The organism is Desulfurivibrio modestus (assembly GCF_044068625.1).
Lineage (GTDB): Bacteria > Desulfobacterota > Desulfobulbia > Desulfobulbales > Desulfurivibrionaceae > Desulfurivibrio.
On sequence record NZ_JBIPKH010000001.1, the window covers coordinates 131,641 to 146,972 of the forward strand.

The window sequence follows — 15,332 nt, forward strand, 5'->3', positions numbered from 1 at the left end:
GATGAAAAAGCGATCCCAGCCGGCGGCCAAACCCGGCGAAACACCAACCTGCGCCAAATGCGGGGCCTGTTCCACCGTCTGCCCGGTTTATCGGGTCACCGGCCGGGAATACCACACCGGCCGGGGCAAACTGCACCTACTGGAGAAGCTTGACCCGGCCGCCGCCTCGGCTGCCTACGCCGAGATCCTTTCCCGCTGCCTGCTCTGTGGAGCCTGCAGTGCCGTGTGCAGCCGTAAAATTCCGGTGGCCGCCCAACTGGCCGCCGCCCGGGCCGAATTAAACCGCCGGGCCGGCGAGCAGGCGCTGAAGCGCCATCTCGTTGGCGATCTGCTGGCCAGGCCCCGGCTGCTGGAGCTGCTGGCCCCGCTGGCCCGGCGGTTCAACCCGGCCCCAATCCCCGCCGATTCCGGGCTTAATCTGCGCCTGGGCCTGCCCCCGCAACTGCCGGCCGAAGCGGAGAAGCCTCCGAAACCGGCTACGGCGCCGCCAACCACCACCCCCTACCTCTTTGCCGGTTGCTACGGGACTTATCTCGCCCCCGCCATCGGCCACGCGGTCCAATCCTTGCTGGGCAAGGCCGGAGTTGAAGCTCCCCAGCGGGCCGCCGGCTGGGGTTGCTGCGGCCTGGCGGCTTATGGCGCCGGCCGCCTGGATCAGGCCAGAGGGTTGGCCCGGCGCAATATCGCGGCCCATCCCGGCCCCGCCTCCATCGTGGTCTCCTGCGCCTCCTGCGCCGCCCACCTGAGCCACTATCCCCAACTGCTGGCCGACGACGAGCAGTGGCGCCCCAGGGCAGAGGAATTTGCTGGTCGAATCAAGGAATTTTCCCTGTTCCTCCAGGAGACCACCTCCGACCAGCCCCTGCCCCCGACCCCAGGACCAGGGCCAGAACCCGGACCACGGTTGAAAATTCTCTACCACGACCCCTGCCACCTGCGCTTCATGCTGCCGATCACCAAGCCCCCCCGCAAGCTGTTGAGCGCCTTGCCGCAAACCGAACTGGTGGAACTGCCCCGGGGGCCCCGTTGCTGCGGCCATGGCGGCCTTTTCAATCTGGCCCACCCCACCGACGCCGCCGCCATCCTGGCGGAACTGGCCGCCGAATGCCGGCAAAGCGGAGCCGAAATCGTCACCAGCACCTGCACCGGCTGCCTGCTCCACTGGCAAAAGGCGGCCACCCAACAGCTGATCCCGGCCCGGGTTCTCCATCTGGCGATCCTGCTCGACCGGCTGACCTCCTCCGCCGGGAGCTAACAGCCCGTTGAAAAACGGGCTGTTAGCGGCCCATGGATGGGCCGCCGAATTCATTGGCACTGAAAGTGGCAATGAATTCGTGAGGTTGGCCAAAGCCATCTTTGGCCAACCGTTAGTTGAAAAAGCCAGGGATGGCTTTTTCAACGGACTGCTAAAGGAGCCGTCTCAGCCCTTGCGCATTTCGCCCCAACCTATATAATGGCGCCTTATTTTCACTCCTCGCCGCGAAAAAAGAAAATAACCCCGCAAAGGAGACCCCCATGCCATTTCGTCGTTTTTTCGTAGCATTGCTGCTCACCATCTGTGCCCTGACCGCCCCTCTCCAGCCGGCAGTCGCCCAGGTTTCCTGGGAGCTGGAGCAGACCATCACTTCGCCGGAGAAAATCATCGATCTGGCCTCATCCCTGGACGGTAGCCGGATCTACCTGCTAACCAAGGATGGAATGGTCCGGGTTTACGACGGGGAGGGCAACCTGGCCGGGACCATTGCGGTGGGCAAGAATGTGGAGCGGATCAGGGCCGTGGGCCTGCAGGCCGCCGGAATTCCCGAAAGATTGCTGGTGGCCGAAGGCAGCCAGGTCAGGGAGCTCTCCCTCCAGTTCGCGGTGAAGATCGACATTGACGGCGCCCCATTCCTCGGACCCGCCGATGCCCCGATCACCATCGTCGAATTCAGCGACTTCCAGTGCCCCTTCTGCGCCCGGGTCAAACCCCTGATCGAAGAGGTGATGCGGCGCAACCCCGACCAGGTGAAGGTGGTCTTCAAACATTTCCCCCTACCCTCCCACCAGCTGGCCCGCCCGGCGGCGGTGGCCGCCATGGCCGCCCAGAACCAGGGTAAATTCTGGGAGATGCACGACCGGATCTTCGCGGCCCAGAAGGAGTTGAGTCCGGCAAAAATCCGGGCCATGGCCCAGGAGCTGCAGCTGGACATGGCCCGCTTCGACCGCGATATCAACAGCCCGGAGATGGCCCGCCGCCTGGAAAAGGAGATCGCCGACGGCCAGCAGGCCGGAGTGCGCGGCACCCCGGCCCTCTTCGTCAACGGCCGACCGGTATCCCAACGTACCCCGGAAGGAATTCAACAGATGATCGACGAGATCCTGGGCCGCTAACCTCCCGGAAACAGCCACCATTCAGCTCGGGAGCCGCCCAGCTTGATCAGAGAAGAGATCACTTTTGCCGACAATCACCTCGCCCTGCTCCTCTACGGCGATCTCAACCGCAACCTGAAGATCATCGAGGAGAGCGGCGGGGTGGCGATCCAGGTCCGAGGCGCCACCCTTGCCCTCAGCGGCCGGGAACACGAGGTGGCCTTGGCCGCCTCGGCCCTGCACAAGCTCTATGAGCTGATCCGGGCCGGCTACCCCCTCTACCCCCCCGACGTGGCCTATGCCATGCGGGTGCTGGAATCCTCACCCAAGGCGGTGCTCAAGGATATCTTCCTGGACAAGGTCTATATCACCGCCGAGCACAAGGTGGTTTCGCCCAAAAGTATCAACCAGAAGCACTATATCGATGCCATCCGCCGGCACGACATAGTCTTCGGCATTGGCCCGGCCGGGACCGGCAAGACCTATCTGGCGGTGGCCATGGCGGCGGCGGCCTATGCCGCCCGCCAGGTCAAGTCGATCATCCTGGCCCGGCCGGCGGTGGAAGCCGGTGAACGACTGGGGTTTCTGCCCGGCGATCTGGCCCAGAAGGTCAACCCCTATCTCCGTCCCCTGCAGGACGCCCTCCAGGATATGCTGGGTTCCAGCCGGGCCTCGGAGCTGTTGGAAGAGGGAGTGATCGAGATTGCCCCCCTGGCTTTCATGCGGGGGCGCACCCTGAACAACGCCTTTGTGATCCTCGATGAGGCCCAGAACACCACCTCGGAACAGATGAAGATGTTTCTGACCCGCCTGGGCTTCAACTCCAAGGCGGTGATCACCGGCGATATCACCCAGGTTGATCTGCCGCCGGAGAAGAGATCGGGCCTGGTGGAAGCCCGGCGCTTGCTGGGCAAGATCGGAGGCATCGCTTTCTGCGACTTCAGCGAGGTCGATGTGGTCCGCCACCCCCTGGTGCAGAAGATTATCCTGGCCTACGCTAAGCAGGAGCGGCGCCGAAAATGACGGTCCTGCTCACCCATCAGGGAGGGGAGATCAGCTCCCGGGAGTTGGCGCGGCTGCAAAGCCGGGCCGAGCTGCTCCTGGGCCTCTGTCGACGACTCCGGGCCGAATTGAGCGTCCTGCTGGTGGATGACGACCGGATGCGGCGACTCAACGCCCAATACCGGAACAAGGACCGGCCCACCAATGTGCTGGCCTTCCCCCAACAGACCGGGGAGCCGGGCCCGGCTGCCGGGGTTGACAGCGGCCCCGATCTGCTGGGAGATGTGGTGATCTCCCTGCCCACCGCCGCCCGGGAGGCGGCGACCCAGGGGATCACCTTCGAGCGCCGCCTGGCCTGGCTGCTGATCCATGGCCTGCTTCACCTGCTGGGCCACGACCATGAACGCTCGGAACGGGACGCCGCGGCCATGGAGGCCGCCGAACAACAACTGCTGGGGCAACTGACCAGCGCAGAAAGGAGAAGCAGGATGATCCAGCTTGCCGTCAATGTCGATCACGTGGCAACCCTCCGTCAGGCCAGGGGAATCAATGAACCTGACCCGGTTTTGGCTGCGGGAATCTGTGAACTGGCCGGGGCCTCGGGGATTGTCATCCATCTGCGGGAGGATCGCCGCCATATCCAGGACCGTGATCTGCTCCTCCTTCGCCAGACCGTGAAAAGCAAACTCAATCTTGAAATGGCCGCCGCCCCGGAGATCATCGCCATGGCCCTCAAGGTGAAGCCGGACATGGTTACCCTGGTGCCGGAAAAGCGGCGGGAGCTGACCACCGAGGGGGGGCTGAACGTTTCCGGCCAGCGCAAGAAACTGGCCAAGGTAATTGAGGATCTCAACCGGGCCAGAATCCCGGTCAGCCTCTTCATCGACCCGGACCCGGCCCAGATCGCGGCGGCGGCCGAGGTTGGAGCCACCTTCGTCGAGATCCATACCGGCCGCTACTGCGACGCCAGTACCGAGGCCGATCGGGACCAGGAGTTCGCCCTGGTGGCGGCGGCGGCGGAAGAGGCCCTGGCTGCCGGCCTCAAGGTCAACGCCGGCCACGGCCTCAACTATCTCAATACCGGCCGGGTCGCCGCCCTGGGCACCATCGAGGAGTTGAGTATCGGCCACGCCATCATGGCCCGGGCGATCATGGTGGGCCTGGAACGGGCGGTAAAAGAGATGCTGGCGGTTATCCACTCCTGACCGACTCCATCCTGGGACAACCTGTTTTTCGTTGACAAGCATAGCGGTGGCGTCTGATAATGTGGTCGCTTTGCTCTGATTATGACAAAGCAACCATACTTATCCGTCCCCGCTTCTCCTCTCCTGCAAAAGGAGGAAAGCCATGCAGCTTTCCGCTTATCGCCAACCCACGGGCCGCAGTGGCAGCCACAAACATTCCTCCGCTCACCGTGAGCACGTCCTGATAAAACGCCATGTCGATGATGGCCCAACCCATGCCCCTTTGTACCTGCAAAGGTCGCTGTTAAACGCCATCGCCGGTTTTTCCTTCATCCCTGCCAACCACCCAACCGGATACTGCCAGCCCAAGCTGACCATCGGCAACCCCTATGACGCCTATGAGCAGGAGGCCGACCAGGTGGCTAACGCAATCATGCGACTGCCTGACAAGACAATTCCGGCTGCAGGCCAAGAGTTGGAGGAACCGTTTTACGACGCAAGGATCCAGACCAGCCCGATTACAACGGGGGCAATCCAACGTTTATGCCCCCATTGTGTTGAAGAGAGGGAAGATGAAGGAGAAGAGGAAACGGTACAAAGAAAGGCCGGGAACGAACCAGCGATTGCTTCCGGCCAGCGGCTGGCCCATTACCTGCGCTCCGGGAATGATGGCAAGCCAGTTCCCGGACAGGTGCGCGACAAGGCTGAAGCTGTGCTGGGCAGGGACTTAAGCCGGGTGCGCGTTCACCAAAACCAGGCCGCCCAAGACGCTGCCCGCCAGATCAATGCCCGGGCATTTACCCACAGCAACCATATCTATTTGGGCCGGGGGCAAAGCGCCAACGACACCAAACTGATGGCCCACGAGTTAACCCATGTGGTCCAACAAACCGGCGGAGACCGTCGTGGCGGAAACGCCGCCAGGGTTTCCCCGGTTTCACCGCGAATCGCAAGATGGCGCCTTGATGTGCCGGCAGGGGTTGCCACCAGTGACCGCAACAGCGATACACTATGGGGCCTGGCCCGCCTGTTGACCGGCCAAGGATCATGGTGGCCTTTGGTTACCCCCATCAACATGCAGTCTCCACGGGCGGGCCACCCCGAATTTTGGCGTTATATCTGGATCGGAGACACCTTCAGTATCAGCGGCCTGACGATGCTGGTGGGCTCCCTGCCCTGGAACCCCAACACCATTGTCACCTTTTTGGCTCGCCGTGGAGACCAAGACACCATCCAAAGCCTGCTGGCAGCCGGCTACGGCATTTATCGGTTTACCACCACCATGGTAACCTGGCGGGATAATGCAACCGGAGTTGAGACAGAAGAAGATGAAACCGGCTCTTTGGGGGGAACCTGCGAAACCGGCCGGGAGATGGGCTGCGTGGGGGCCAGGGAAATTCTGATCCGAACCGGACTGCCCACCGATGAAGCGGCCTCCACCCTGTTTCATGAGCGCGGACATGTGATCAGTGGTGAACCGGATTACCTGGAACAAGAGATCCAGGTGCGGATCGACGAAGAAAATTTCAGGATTCGCCATAACATGCCGGAGGCGGAGCCGGGTTATCGCAATCCGGATGGAACGGTAAACGAAGCCGCCATCCGCCTCAGCGTAACCGGATCGGACTTCTATAACCCAACCACCCGCACCATGGTCGCCTTGCGGGATACCGGCCGGCGCCGGACCCTCGGCTGGGCTCGATTGCTGCGCCTGATCTGCCCATGACGAAAGACCTTTTGATCAGGGCCCGGATTGTGGTTTTCACTGAAAATGCGATGCATCGCCGTTTTCGTCATGGCGGCTGCCGGTTCTATGATGTGACCCTATTGGAAATTCTAACCCCGGAAGAACTTCTAGGCAGGAGGTTGCCGATCCATCACGACAAAGATCAGCATTTGGCCGACTACTGGCGCCGCCCCAACGCGGTTTTGCGCTTTAAACTCAGTCCCAAATTCCTGACCGATCATACGTTGTTCACCGGGGTCGCGAAAGAAGTCAGCGAGGAGGATTCACAAGAGTAACTAGGGGTTTGAGAGGGGCCGAAAATGGTCACCCCTCTATCTCAGGCGCCGGCGGCCTGTTCCTCGGCGCTCATTTTGCGAATCAGGATCTGGCGGCTTTCCCGGTCAAAATAGACCACGGACTGCTCCTCCTCAGAGGTGACAAAGCGGGTGGCGCTGCCGATACTGATCACCGCTCCGGGATGGATGGTTCCATAAACAAAGACACTCTCGGCCACCATCTGCTCCAGTTCCGCCTCCAGGGCGTTGGCCTGCTCGGTCAGGGCGTTGACCCGATCCATCGCCTTGGGCATGGCAAGCTTGTACTTCTGGAGCATGGTGGTCCGCTCCTGGGGAAATCCGCCGCCCTGCTCCTTTTTCATCTTCTCCAGCGTGCTGATATTCTTGATAATCTCATTGAGACGTTCGGCCCAGAGGCGCAGATCCTCGTCAACTTTCTGCTTGCGCCCCTGCAGGGTGGGCACCACCCCGACATGGAAGTTGGTTTGCACTTCGGCCTCCGATCCCAGCTCACGGACATAAACCGAACCGCCGACGATATACTTGCCCCCCACCACCACCCCCTTGCCCCGGGCATAGAAGTTGCCCCCCACCAACCCCTGGCACTGGATGCTGGATTCCCGGATCAGCAGATTGCCGCCGGCCTCGACGCAGGGGCCGTTCTCCATGAAGGCGATCTCCACGTCACCTTTAGCGCGCAGCACCGTCTCCTCCCCCACCACACTGCCCGCCACCGTCAGCTTGCCGCCGGCCATCACCAGGCTGTTGTGGACCCCCCGGTCGATCATGATATCACCCCGGCATTTCAGCGAAAAACCCGGGGGAACCTCGCCATGGACAACCAGAAGCTTGCCGCCGAAGGCGATATTGCCCACCGACATATCGATATCGCCGTTGACCACATGCTCCTCGTAAACCGCCGGCCGACCATCGACCATGACGAATTTGCCGTCGCAATCGGCAAAAACCTTACGCTCATTACTGGAAAGGGTGATACCGGGACCGCGCTTGAGTTTGCGCTCCTTGCCGGGCTTGGGGGGGATCTCGGCGCCGAACAGATCCTTTCCGGGGGTTCCGGGGGTGGGGGGGATAATCTCCAGGAGCAGCCTGCCCTTATCGACATTGACGATGCTGCCCAGCTCCCGAAAATCAACCTGATCCCGCTCCGGATCCTTAACCTTGGGGGAGCGGACCACGGCGGGCTTGACATGCATCTTAACCTTGGAGTCCTCGCCATGGATGGGGGCCAGCCCCTGGGCCACACAGAGACCGCCGCTGGAGCGGACCGCCGGTTCCGGCAACACCCCGTGGACGATCCCCTCCTCCTCCATCACCCGCCGCAGCTCTTCCCGCTTCAGTTCAACGGCCTCTTCGCTCTCCCCCGGAACCACCACCGCCAACAGCCGCTCCTTGGAAACCTTAAGGAGAAAGGCCCCCTCCTGGAGGGGCAGCCCTCCTTTGAACAGTTTTTCACTCGCCATCTTCTCCCCCGCAGAGCTCCTCCACCGTTCAATCTACATAAATACCTCTCTGAGGATACTTAACCTGCTGTCTTATGTAAATATTTATGTGGTCAAACGGAAATCGCCCGCAACCACGCAGTGCTAAAAAAAAGATCGGTCGATCAAGGGGGGTTGATAAGAAAAAAATGGCGCCGGGGCCGAGGGCCGCCGGAAGCCACGGGAGGAGAAGCTTTCAGGGAAGAAGATCGGCCTGCCGCACCGCGGCCACGGCCCGCTGGATGAGGGTGGGCTCCTTGCGGCCGGGAGCGGTCTCCAGGCCGGAGTTGAAATCCACCGCAAAGGGCCGAACCTGGCCGATGGCGGCGCTCACGTTGTCCGGAGTCAGACCGCCGGCCAGCACCACCGGAGCAGGGGGAGCCAGTTGCGGGACCAGCTGCCAGTCGAAGGTCCGGCCGGTGCCACCCTCCTGATCCTTACTGTAGGTGTCAAGCACAAAGCCGCTGACCACGCCCCGAAAAGGAGCAAGGTCGGCGGCCCGGCTCTCTTCACCGACCCGGATCGCCTTCAGGACCCGAACCGGCATGGCCCGACAGAATGAGGGGTCCTCCTCGCCATGCAACTGCACCATGGTCAGACCGCAATACTGCACGATATCCCGGATCACCCCCAGCTCCTCGTTAACAAAAACCCCCACCGCATCAACAAAGGGGGGCAGGGAGGAGATCAGCCCCCTGGCCTGCTCGGGCTCCAGCCGCCGAGGGCTGGCCGAAGCGAAAATAAAACCCAGGGCATCCACCCCGGCGGCCACCGCCTCCCGCACCCGGACCAGTTCGGTCATCCCGCAGATCTTTATCCTGGTTCGCCCTTCCATGGCCATCATCCGGGGGTTACGCCCGTCCCCGCAAGGCCAGCAGAGCCTGGGCGGGATCAGCGGCCCGCATCAGGGTTTCCCCCACCAGGGCGGCGCCAATACCATGTTCGGCCAGGGCCATAATATCGGTGTGATCACGAATTCCCGACTCGCTGACCAGGGGAATCTCCGGCGGAATCAAACGGCGCAAACGGAAGGTGGTGTTGAGGTCCATGGAAAAATCGCGCAGATCACGGTTATTGACCCCGATCAGCCGGGCCCCGGCCATTAGGGCCTGCTCCGCCTCGGCCTCATCATGGATCTCCACCAGGACATCCATCCCCAGCCCCTCGGCCTGCTCCCGCAACTCCCGCAACTGGGAAACCTCCAGGATGGCGGCGATCAGCAGAATGGCATCGGCTCCGCAAACGGCGGCCTCCTCCACCTGCACGGGGTCGATCAGGAAATCCTTGCGCAGAACCGGCAATGGCACCCGGTCGCGGACCTGGGCCAGGTAAGCCAGCGAACCCTGGAAAAAATCGCGGTCGGTGAGGACCGAAATGGCGGCGGCTCCACCCCGAAGATAGCCATCGGCAATAAGCACGGGATTGAAATCGGGCCTGATCACCCCTTTGGAGGGGGATGCCTTCTTGATCTCGGCGATGATCGCCACCTCGGCGGGTCGGGCCCGGAGGGCGGCCATAAAACCCCGCGGCCCTGGCGGCGGCTGAGCAGGGGGACGCACCCCCCGGCGCCTCAACTCGGCCACCTCCTCCCGTTTGCGGGCCACGATCCGATCGAGAATCATGCGACCGCCCCCGTCCGGCGACAAAAATCGATCAGGGCCTCGAGCTTGCCCAGGGCAGTACCGTCGGCCACCAGGGAGCGGGCCAGCTCGACCCCGGCTGCCAGGTTCGGACAACGCTGGGCCGCCAACAAAACGGCGGCGGCATTGAGCAGCACCGTATCCAGCCGGGGGCCGGGCTCACCGGCCAGAATCGCCCGAACCAGGGCCGCCGACTCGGCGGCATCGGCGCCCCCGCTTATCTCCCCAATGGTGGCCCGTCTGATTCCCAGTTCTTCCGGCTCGATGAGGTAGGAGATCACCTCGCCGTTGCGGTATTCAGCAACCCGGGTGGGGCCGGTCACCGTGATCTCATCGACATTGCCCTCGCCGCAGACCACCAGGGCCCGGCGACAACCCAAACGACCCAGTACCGTGGCCAGGGTCTCCACCAGCGCGGGGTCATAGACCCCCATCACCTGGACGTTGGCCCCGGCCGGATTGGTCAGCGGCCCCAGGATGTTGAAGATGGTACGAATTCCGATCTCCCGCCGGGGGCCGATGGCATGTTTCATCGCCCCGTGGAGAGCGGGGGCAAACATAAAGCCGATTCCAACCTCGCGGATCGCCCGACTGATCGCTGGAGGCGACAGGTTTAAATCAACGCCCAGGGCCTCCAAAACATCGGCGCTGCCGCAGGAGCTGGTGACGGAACGGTTACCATGCTTGGCCACCGGCAAGCCGGCGGCGGCCACCACGAAAGCGGTGGTGGTGGAGACATTGAAGGTTCCGGAAGAGTCGCCGCCGGTCCCGCAGGTATCGACCAGGACCTGGCCGGCCGCCAGTTCGGCGGCCGAAAAGGGGGTCACCGGGGTGGCCTTCTCCCGCATTACCCGGGCGGCGCCGGTGATCTCGGCCACCGTTTCCCCCTTGAGGCGCAACGCGGTGATAAAGGCGGCGATCTGGGCGGGAGTGGCCTCCCCCCCCATGATCTCGTTCATCACCACCACCATCCCGGGTTCGTCGAGATCATGGCCGCTCACCACCTTGGCAATCGCTTCCTTAATCATGGGCTCTCCTCAAATAAACAGCCTAGCCCAGGTTGGGATAAGCCGGATCGATGAAATTTCGCAGCAGGGCGACTCCGGCGGGAGTCATGATCGATTCGGGATGAAACTGCACCCCCTCCACCGCCAGCTCCCGGTGGCGCAGCCCCATCAGTTCGCCCTGGTCGGTCCGGGCGGTGATCTCGAAACAGGCGGGCAGGCTGGCCTCATCCACCATCAGGGAGTGGTAACGCATCGCCTCGAAGGGGTTGGGCAGGCCCCGAAAAACCCCTCGGCCGTCATGGGTGACCGGACTGGTCTTGCCGTGCATCAACCGGGAGGCCCGGACAATTTTACCACCGAACGCCTCACCGATGGCCTGATGGCCCAGACAGACCCCCAGGATCGGCAGCTTGCCGCTGAAATGCCGGATGGCGGCAATGGAGATCCCCGCCTGGACCGGAGTGCAGGGGCCGGGAGAGATCAGCAGCCGATCGGGCCGACAGGCCTCGATGGCGGCCAGATCCACCTCATCGTTGCGGAAGATGGTCATCTCCGCCCCCATCCCGCCGATGGTCTGAACGATGTTATAGGTAAAAGAATCGTAGTTATCGATCACCACAATCATGGCGCCAGCTTCCCCCCCTCTCCGGCCTGGGCCAGCTGTAACGCCCGCCGCAGCCCCATGGACTTGTTGATCGTCTCCTGAAACTCCGCCTCCGGCACCGAATCGGCAACGATCCCGGCCCCGGCCTGGACCCAAAGCTGTTGCCCCAGCATCACGAAGGTGCGGATGGTGATACAGAGATCCATATTGCCGGTGAAGCCGAAATAACCCACCGCCCCGGCATAGGGGCCGCGCCGCTGGGGTTCCAGCTCTTCGATGATCTCCATGGCCCGGATCTTGGGGGCTCCCGAGACAGTGCCGGCGGGGAAGCAGGCCCGCACCACGTCAAACTGGTTTTTCCCGGCAGCCAGCTTACCATGGACCCCGGAAACGATATGCATCACATGGCTGTAACGTTCAATCACCAGCAGGTCGCGCACCTCAACCGACCCGTAACGGGCCACCCGGCCCACGTCGTTGCGGCCCAGGTCCACCAGCATCAGGTGCTCGGCCCGCTCCTTGGGATCGGCCAGCAACTCCTTTTCCAGGGCCAGATCTTCCACCGGATCACCTCCCCGGGGACGGGTACCGGCAATGGGACGTAACTCGATATCATCCCCCTCCAGACGGACCAGAATCTCCGGCGAGGAACCGATCTGGACCAGATCGCCAAGTTTGAGATAGAAGAGATAGGGGCTGGGATTGATATGGCGCAGGGCCCGATAGAGCTTGAGCGGCGGGACCGCCGTTGAGGCTTGAAAACGCTGGGACAGCACCACCTGGATGACATCACCGGCCAGGATATACTCCTTAGCCCGCTCCACCATGGCGGTAAACTCCTCCCGGCTCATGTTGGCACTGAACTCGGGCACCGGGGCCTCAACTCCGGCCTCCCCGCCCAGCAGGCCCACCGGCCCCGGCTGCTCAAGGGCGGTCACCAGCTGCTCGATGCGGGCAAGCGCCCCCTGGTAAAGCCGATCGAGATCGGCTTCCGGGGTAATCGCCACCCAGTTGACCGCGGTCAAACGCTGGCGCAGGTTGTCATAAACCAGAACGATCCGGGGGATCAGGAAACTGCTGTCGGGGAAACCGGCCAGGGGAGGATTAACCGTCGGCAGCCGCTCCATGAAGCGGACCATGTCGTAGCCGAGAAAACCCACCGCCCCCCCGCAAAAACGGGGCAGCGAGGAATCGGCCATGGCCGGTTTAAGCTGGTTAAGAAGCTTCTCCAGCTCCCGCAGGGGATCACCACGGAAACGCTCCTCGCTGAAACCACCCGAAGAGTCTTCGTAAGCGGCGCGCCGCAACAGGATCTCCTCGCCCCGGCTTTCAAAGATCAGCAGCGGGTCGAATCCGATGAAGGAGTAACGGCCCCACTTCTCCCCCCCCTCCAGGCTTTCAAAGAGGAAGGCATGGGACTGTTCGCCGGCCACCTTGGTGAAGATGGTCAACGGGGTGTCGAGATCGACAATCAGTTCACGGGCCACCGGCACCAGGGTGTGCCCGGCGGCAAGTTGCTTAAAGTGTTCCAGGTCCGGCCGCGGCATGGGAATTCCTGTGTAAGAACAAGAAAGCCACGGTCAACCCGCACGGGTAGCCATGGCTTGCAAGCGCTACTAAAAAGGGGTTCAACCCCGGAAGGAACTAGGCATTTTGCGACAGGGCATTGACCCGGCGGCTCAAGCGGGACACCTTGCGGGCGGCGGTATTGCGATGAAGGGTGCCCTTGTTCACCGCCCGATCCAAACCGGGAACCGCGGCCTGAAGGGCCTCGCGGGCCTGCTCGGGAGAGTTGGCGGTCACCGCCTCGTTAACCCGCCGCACCAGGGTCTTGAGCCGGGTACGGTTGGCCCGGTTGCGCTCGCGACGAACCTCGTTCTGCCGATTTCTCTTCATTGCCGACTTATGATTGGCCAAAGCTAGATCTCCTTAAGAAAAAATAGTGTTCTTTCCTGCCACCGCGGGCCTCGGGCCGGAGCGGGGAACGTTCCGACGGGCACCAGACACGGCGGCCCATGCAAAAGGAGGAATAGTACCGTTGTTGTCCTCCGGTGTCAAGCGGCAAGCCGGAGAAAAAAATCTTTCCCGGCAGGTTGCCCGGCCGTCAGCGGCAACATAATGCGCCCAGCTCCGAAAGAAAATGATTTTTTTCTGCAAAATCAAATACTATGCTTGCCCGAGCACCTTAAAATCGGCTACTTTATCAGACACCACGGCGCAAGCAGGCCCAGATCGGCCCCCAGCCAACATCATTACAACGGTTCTACAGATAGATGCTCACAATCCTCACCTCATTGCGCTGGCAAGACTTTCTCGATATCCTGATCGTTGCATACCTTATTTATCGTGTAATCCTGTTGATCAGGGGCACCAGGGCCGTCCAGATGCTCATCGGCATCGCCGTCCTGATCGTCATCTATTTCGCCGCCCGGGAGCTGGAATTTCTCACCCTCTACTGGCTGCTCAGCACCTTTCTCAGTTCGATCTTCCTGATCATCATCATCATATTTCAAAGAGATATCCGCCGGGCTCTGGCCCAGTTCGGTCGCACCCCCTTCGGCAAATCCAGCGAGGAGACCACCCAGATTCTGACCGAGGTCACCACGGCCGCCTTTCTGCTGTCCCGGGAGCGGATCGGAGGGCTGATCGTGATTGAACGGGAGACCGGACTCAAGGATTTTTTGGAGCTGGGCCACCGGCTCGATTCCCTGATCAGCCACCAGCTCCTCTTCTCGTTGTTCCTCCAAGACTCCCCTCTCCACGATGGGGCCGTGATCATCAAGGACCAGCGGATCGTAGCCGCCGGCTGTGTACTGCCGTTGACTAAAAACCCTTACATCAGCAAACACCTGGGCACCCGCCACCGGGCCGCCATCGGCATTTCCGAAGAGACCGATGCCGTGGTGGTGGTGATCTCCGAGGAAACCGGCCACGTTTCCCTGGCCCAGCATGGGGCCCTGACCCTGGACCTGGATGAGAAGGGCCTGAAAAGCCGCCTGGATGCCATTTTTCTCCCAAAAGAGTATATTTCGCCGAAAATATGGAAAAACTGGTTGAACAGATAAAGAAAATCGCCACCGTCGAATACACCGACTACTGGCCCAAGGATTGGGTCCTGCGACTGCTGGCTCTTTTTTTCGCCATCTTCCTCTGGTACTTCGTGGTGGGAGAGGACAAGGTGGACACCCACCTGCTGGTCCCGGTGGAGTTGGTCAACCTGCCCCGTGATCTGGTGATCGCCAACCAGTTCAAGCAGCAGCTGGAGGTAACCATCACCGGTCCCCGGGGCCTGATCGATGGACTGCGGCGTCAGCCCATCACCCGAACCATCAATCTGGCCGAGGCCAAGCCCGGCACCATGGCGATCCGCAACGAAGCGGAATCGCTCCCCTTTCCCCGGGGAATTGAAGTCTTACGAATCCAGCCGGCCCACACCACCCTGGTGATCGACCGATTGAAAGAGAAAATGCTGCCGATCCAGGCGGAAACCAGGGGGGAGCCGGCCCCGGGCTTTGAACTGGCCAGCCTGCGACTGGAACCGGCCGCCATCACCATCAATGGCCCGGAGGCCCTGCTTGATCGCATCAATCTGCTGCGCACCACCCCCATCGACCTCTCCGGCCTTAACTCCACCACCATCCGCCAAACCCCCCTGCTCCTGGACCAGGAGCTGCTGGAGTTGCTGGGAGAGGCAATGGTAAACGCCATGATCGAGATCCAGGAAAAAACCGGCGAGCTCACCCTGCGGGAGGTGGAGCCGGTGTTGATCGATCGCCGGGAGCAGTTCAGCTACACCCTTAGCCCCCGCGCCCTGCAACTGCGGCTGCTGGCCCCCTTAAGCCTCCATCGCGACCCGGCGGCCCTTCGCCAGCGGGTCGTCCTGACCCTGCAGGTGGGCGAACTGGAGGCCGGCAGCCATCGTCTGCCCCCCCTGGTCACCACCGATGACAAGATCAGCGTGGTCGCCATCAACCCGGAACAGATCACCGTAAAAGTGACCGAAACCAAATAATTGAGCGAGAGAG

The 15,332-nt window shown here is 62.1% G+C and carries 15 protein-coding genes; 8 read left to right on the forward strand and 7 right to left on the reverse strand.

Annotation, left to right across the window (positions count from 1 at the left end):
• Position 1: 1 nt before the first annotated feature.
• The 6 genes from ACHHRT_RS00605 (at position 2) to ACHHRT_RS00630 (ending at position 6,557) form a co-directional block, all read left to right on the forward strand.
• Entirely contained in the window at positions 2-1,255 is a 1,254-nt protein-coding gene (locus tag ACHHRT_RS00605; protein ID WP_395496722.1) for a (Fe-S)-binding protein, read from the forward strand.
• Positions 1,256-1,515: 260 nt separating this feature from the next.
• On the forward strand, positions 1,516-2,370 hold the full coding sequence (locus ACHHRT_RS00610) for a DsbA family protein (RefSeq protein WP_395496723.1): 855 nt from the start codon (positions 1,516-1,518) through the stop codon (positions 2,368-2,370).
• A gap of 42 nt (positions 2,371-2,412) precedes the next feature.
• Entirely contained in the window at positions 2,413-3,372 is a 960-nt protein-coding gene (locus ACHHRT_RS00615; protein WP_395496724.1) for a PhoH family protein, read from the forward strand.
• Complete coding sequence (locus tag ACHHRT_RS00620) at positions 3,369-4,556, forward strand: pyridoxine 5'-phosphate synthase (RefSeq protein ID WP_395496725.1); 1,188 nt, start codon at positions 3,369-3,371, stop codon at positions 4,554-4,556. The genes ACHHRT_RS00615 and ACHHRT_RS00620 overlap by 4 nt, the downstream gene beginning before the upstream one ends.
• 142 nt (positions 4,557-4,698) lie before the next feature.
• Positions 4,699-6,261 carry an eCIS core domain-containing protein gene (locus ACHHRT_RS00625; RefSeq protein ID WP_395496726.1) on the forward strand — a complete coding sequence of 521 codons (1,563 nt, stop codon included), beginning with the start codon at positions 4,699-4,701 and terminating at the stop codon, positions 6,259-6,261.
• A complete protein-coding gene (locus ACHHRT_RS00630) occupies positions 6,258-6,557 on the forward strand; it encodes a hypothetical protein (RefSeq protein WP_395496727.1) in 300 nt (99 codons plus the stop codon). Before ACHHRT_RS00625 ends, ACHHRT_RS00630 begins: the two co-directional genes overlap by 4 nt.
• A gap of 41 nt (positions 6,558-6,598) precedes the next feature.
• Here ACHHRT_RS00630 and ACHHRT_RS00635 read toward each other — a convergent pair whose 3' ends face one another.
• The 7 genes from ACHHRT_RS00635 to rpsT form a co-directional block, all read right to left on the reverse strand.
• Positions 6,599-8,038: a DUF342 domain-containing protein gene (locus ACHHRT_RS00635; protein ID WP_395496728.1), complete on the reverse strand. Its 1,440-nt coding sequence runs from the start codon at positions 8,036-8,038 to the stop codon at positions 6,599-6,601.
• Between the two features lie 214 nt (positions 8,039-8,252).
• Positions 8,253-8,891 (reverse strand): phosphoribosylanthranilate isomerase, encoded by a 639-nt coding sequence (locus ACHHRT_RS00640; protein WP_395496729.1) that lies wholly within the window; start codon positions 8,889-8,891, stop codon positions 8,253-8,255.
• Between the two features lie 16 nt (positions 8,892-8,907).
• Positions 8,908-9,678, reverse strand: coding sequence for an indole-3-glycerol phosphate synthase TrpC (gene trpC, locus ACHHRT_RS00645; protein ID WP_395496730.1), 771 nt, complete (start codon positions 9,676-9,678; stop codon positions 8,908-8,910).
• Positions 9,675-10,724 carry an anthranilate phosphoribosyltransferase gene (gene trpD, locus ACHHRT_RS00650; protein WP_395496731.1) on the reverse strand — a complete coding sequence of 350 codons (1,050 nt, stop codon included), beginning with the start codon at positions 10,722-10,724 and terminating at the stop codon, positions 9,675-9,677. Before trpD ends, trpC begins: the two co-directional genes overlap by 4 nt.
• Before the next feature lie 22 nt (positions 10,725-10,746).
• A complete protein-coding gene (locus tag ACHHRT_RS00655; protein ID WP_395496732.1) occupies positions 10,747-11,328 on the reverse strand; it encodes an anthranilate synthase component II in 582 nt (193 codons plus the stop codon).
• Positions 11,325-12,854 (reverse strand): anthranilate synthase component I, encoded by a 1,530-nt coding sequence (trpE, locus tag ACHHRT_RS00660; RefSeq protein WP_395496733.1) that lies wholly within the window; start codon positions 12,852-12,854, stop codon positions 11,325-11,327. The genes ACHHRT_RS00655 and trpE overlap by 4 nt, the downstream gene beginning before the upstream one ends.
• 97 nt (positions 12,855-12,951) lie before the next feature.
• Entirely contained in the window at positions 12,952-13,224 is a 273-nt protein-coding gene (rpsT, locus tag ACHHRT_RS00665) for a 30S ribosomal protein S20 (protein WP_395496734.1), read from the reverse strand.
• Between the two features lie 356 nt (positions 13,225-13,580).
• Here rpsT and cdaA point away from each other — a divergent pair, with 356 nt between their 5' ends.
• Entirely contained in the window at positions 13,581-14,372 is a 792-nt protein-coding gene (gene cdaA, locus ACHHRT_RS00670; protein WP_395496735.1) for a diadenylate cyclase CdaA, read from the forward strand.
• A complete protein-coding gene (locus ACHHRT_RS00675; protein WP_395496736.1) occupies positions 14,348-15,319 on the forward strand; it encodes a CdaR family protein in 972 nt (323 codons plus the stop codon). The genes cdaA and ACHHRT_RS00675 overlap by 25 nt, the downstream gene beginning before the upstream one ends.
• Positions 15,320-15,332 lie beyond the last annotated feature (13 nt).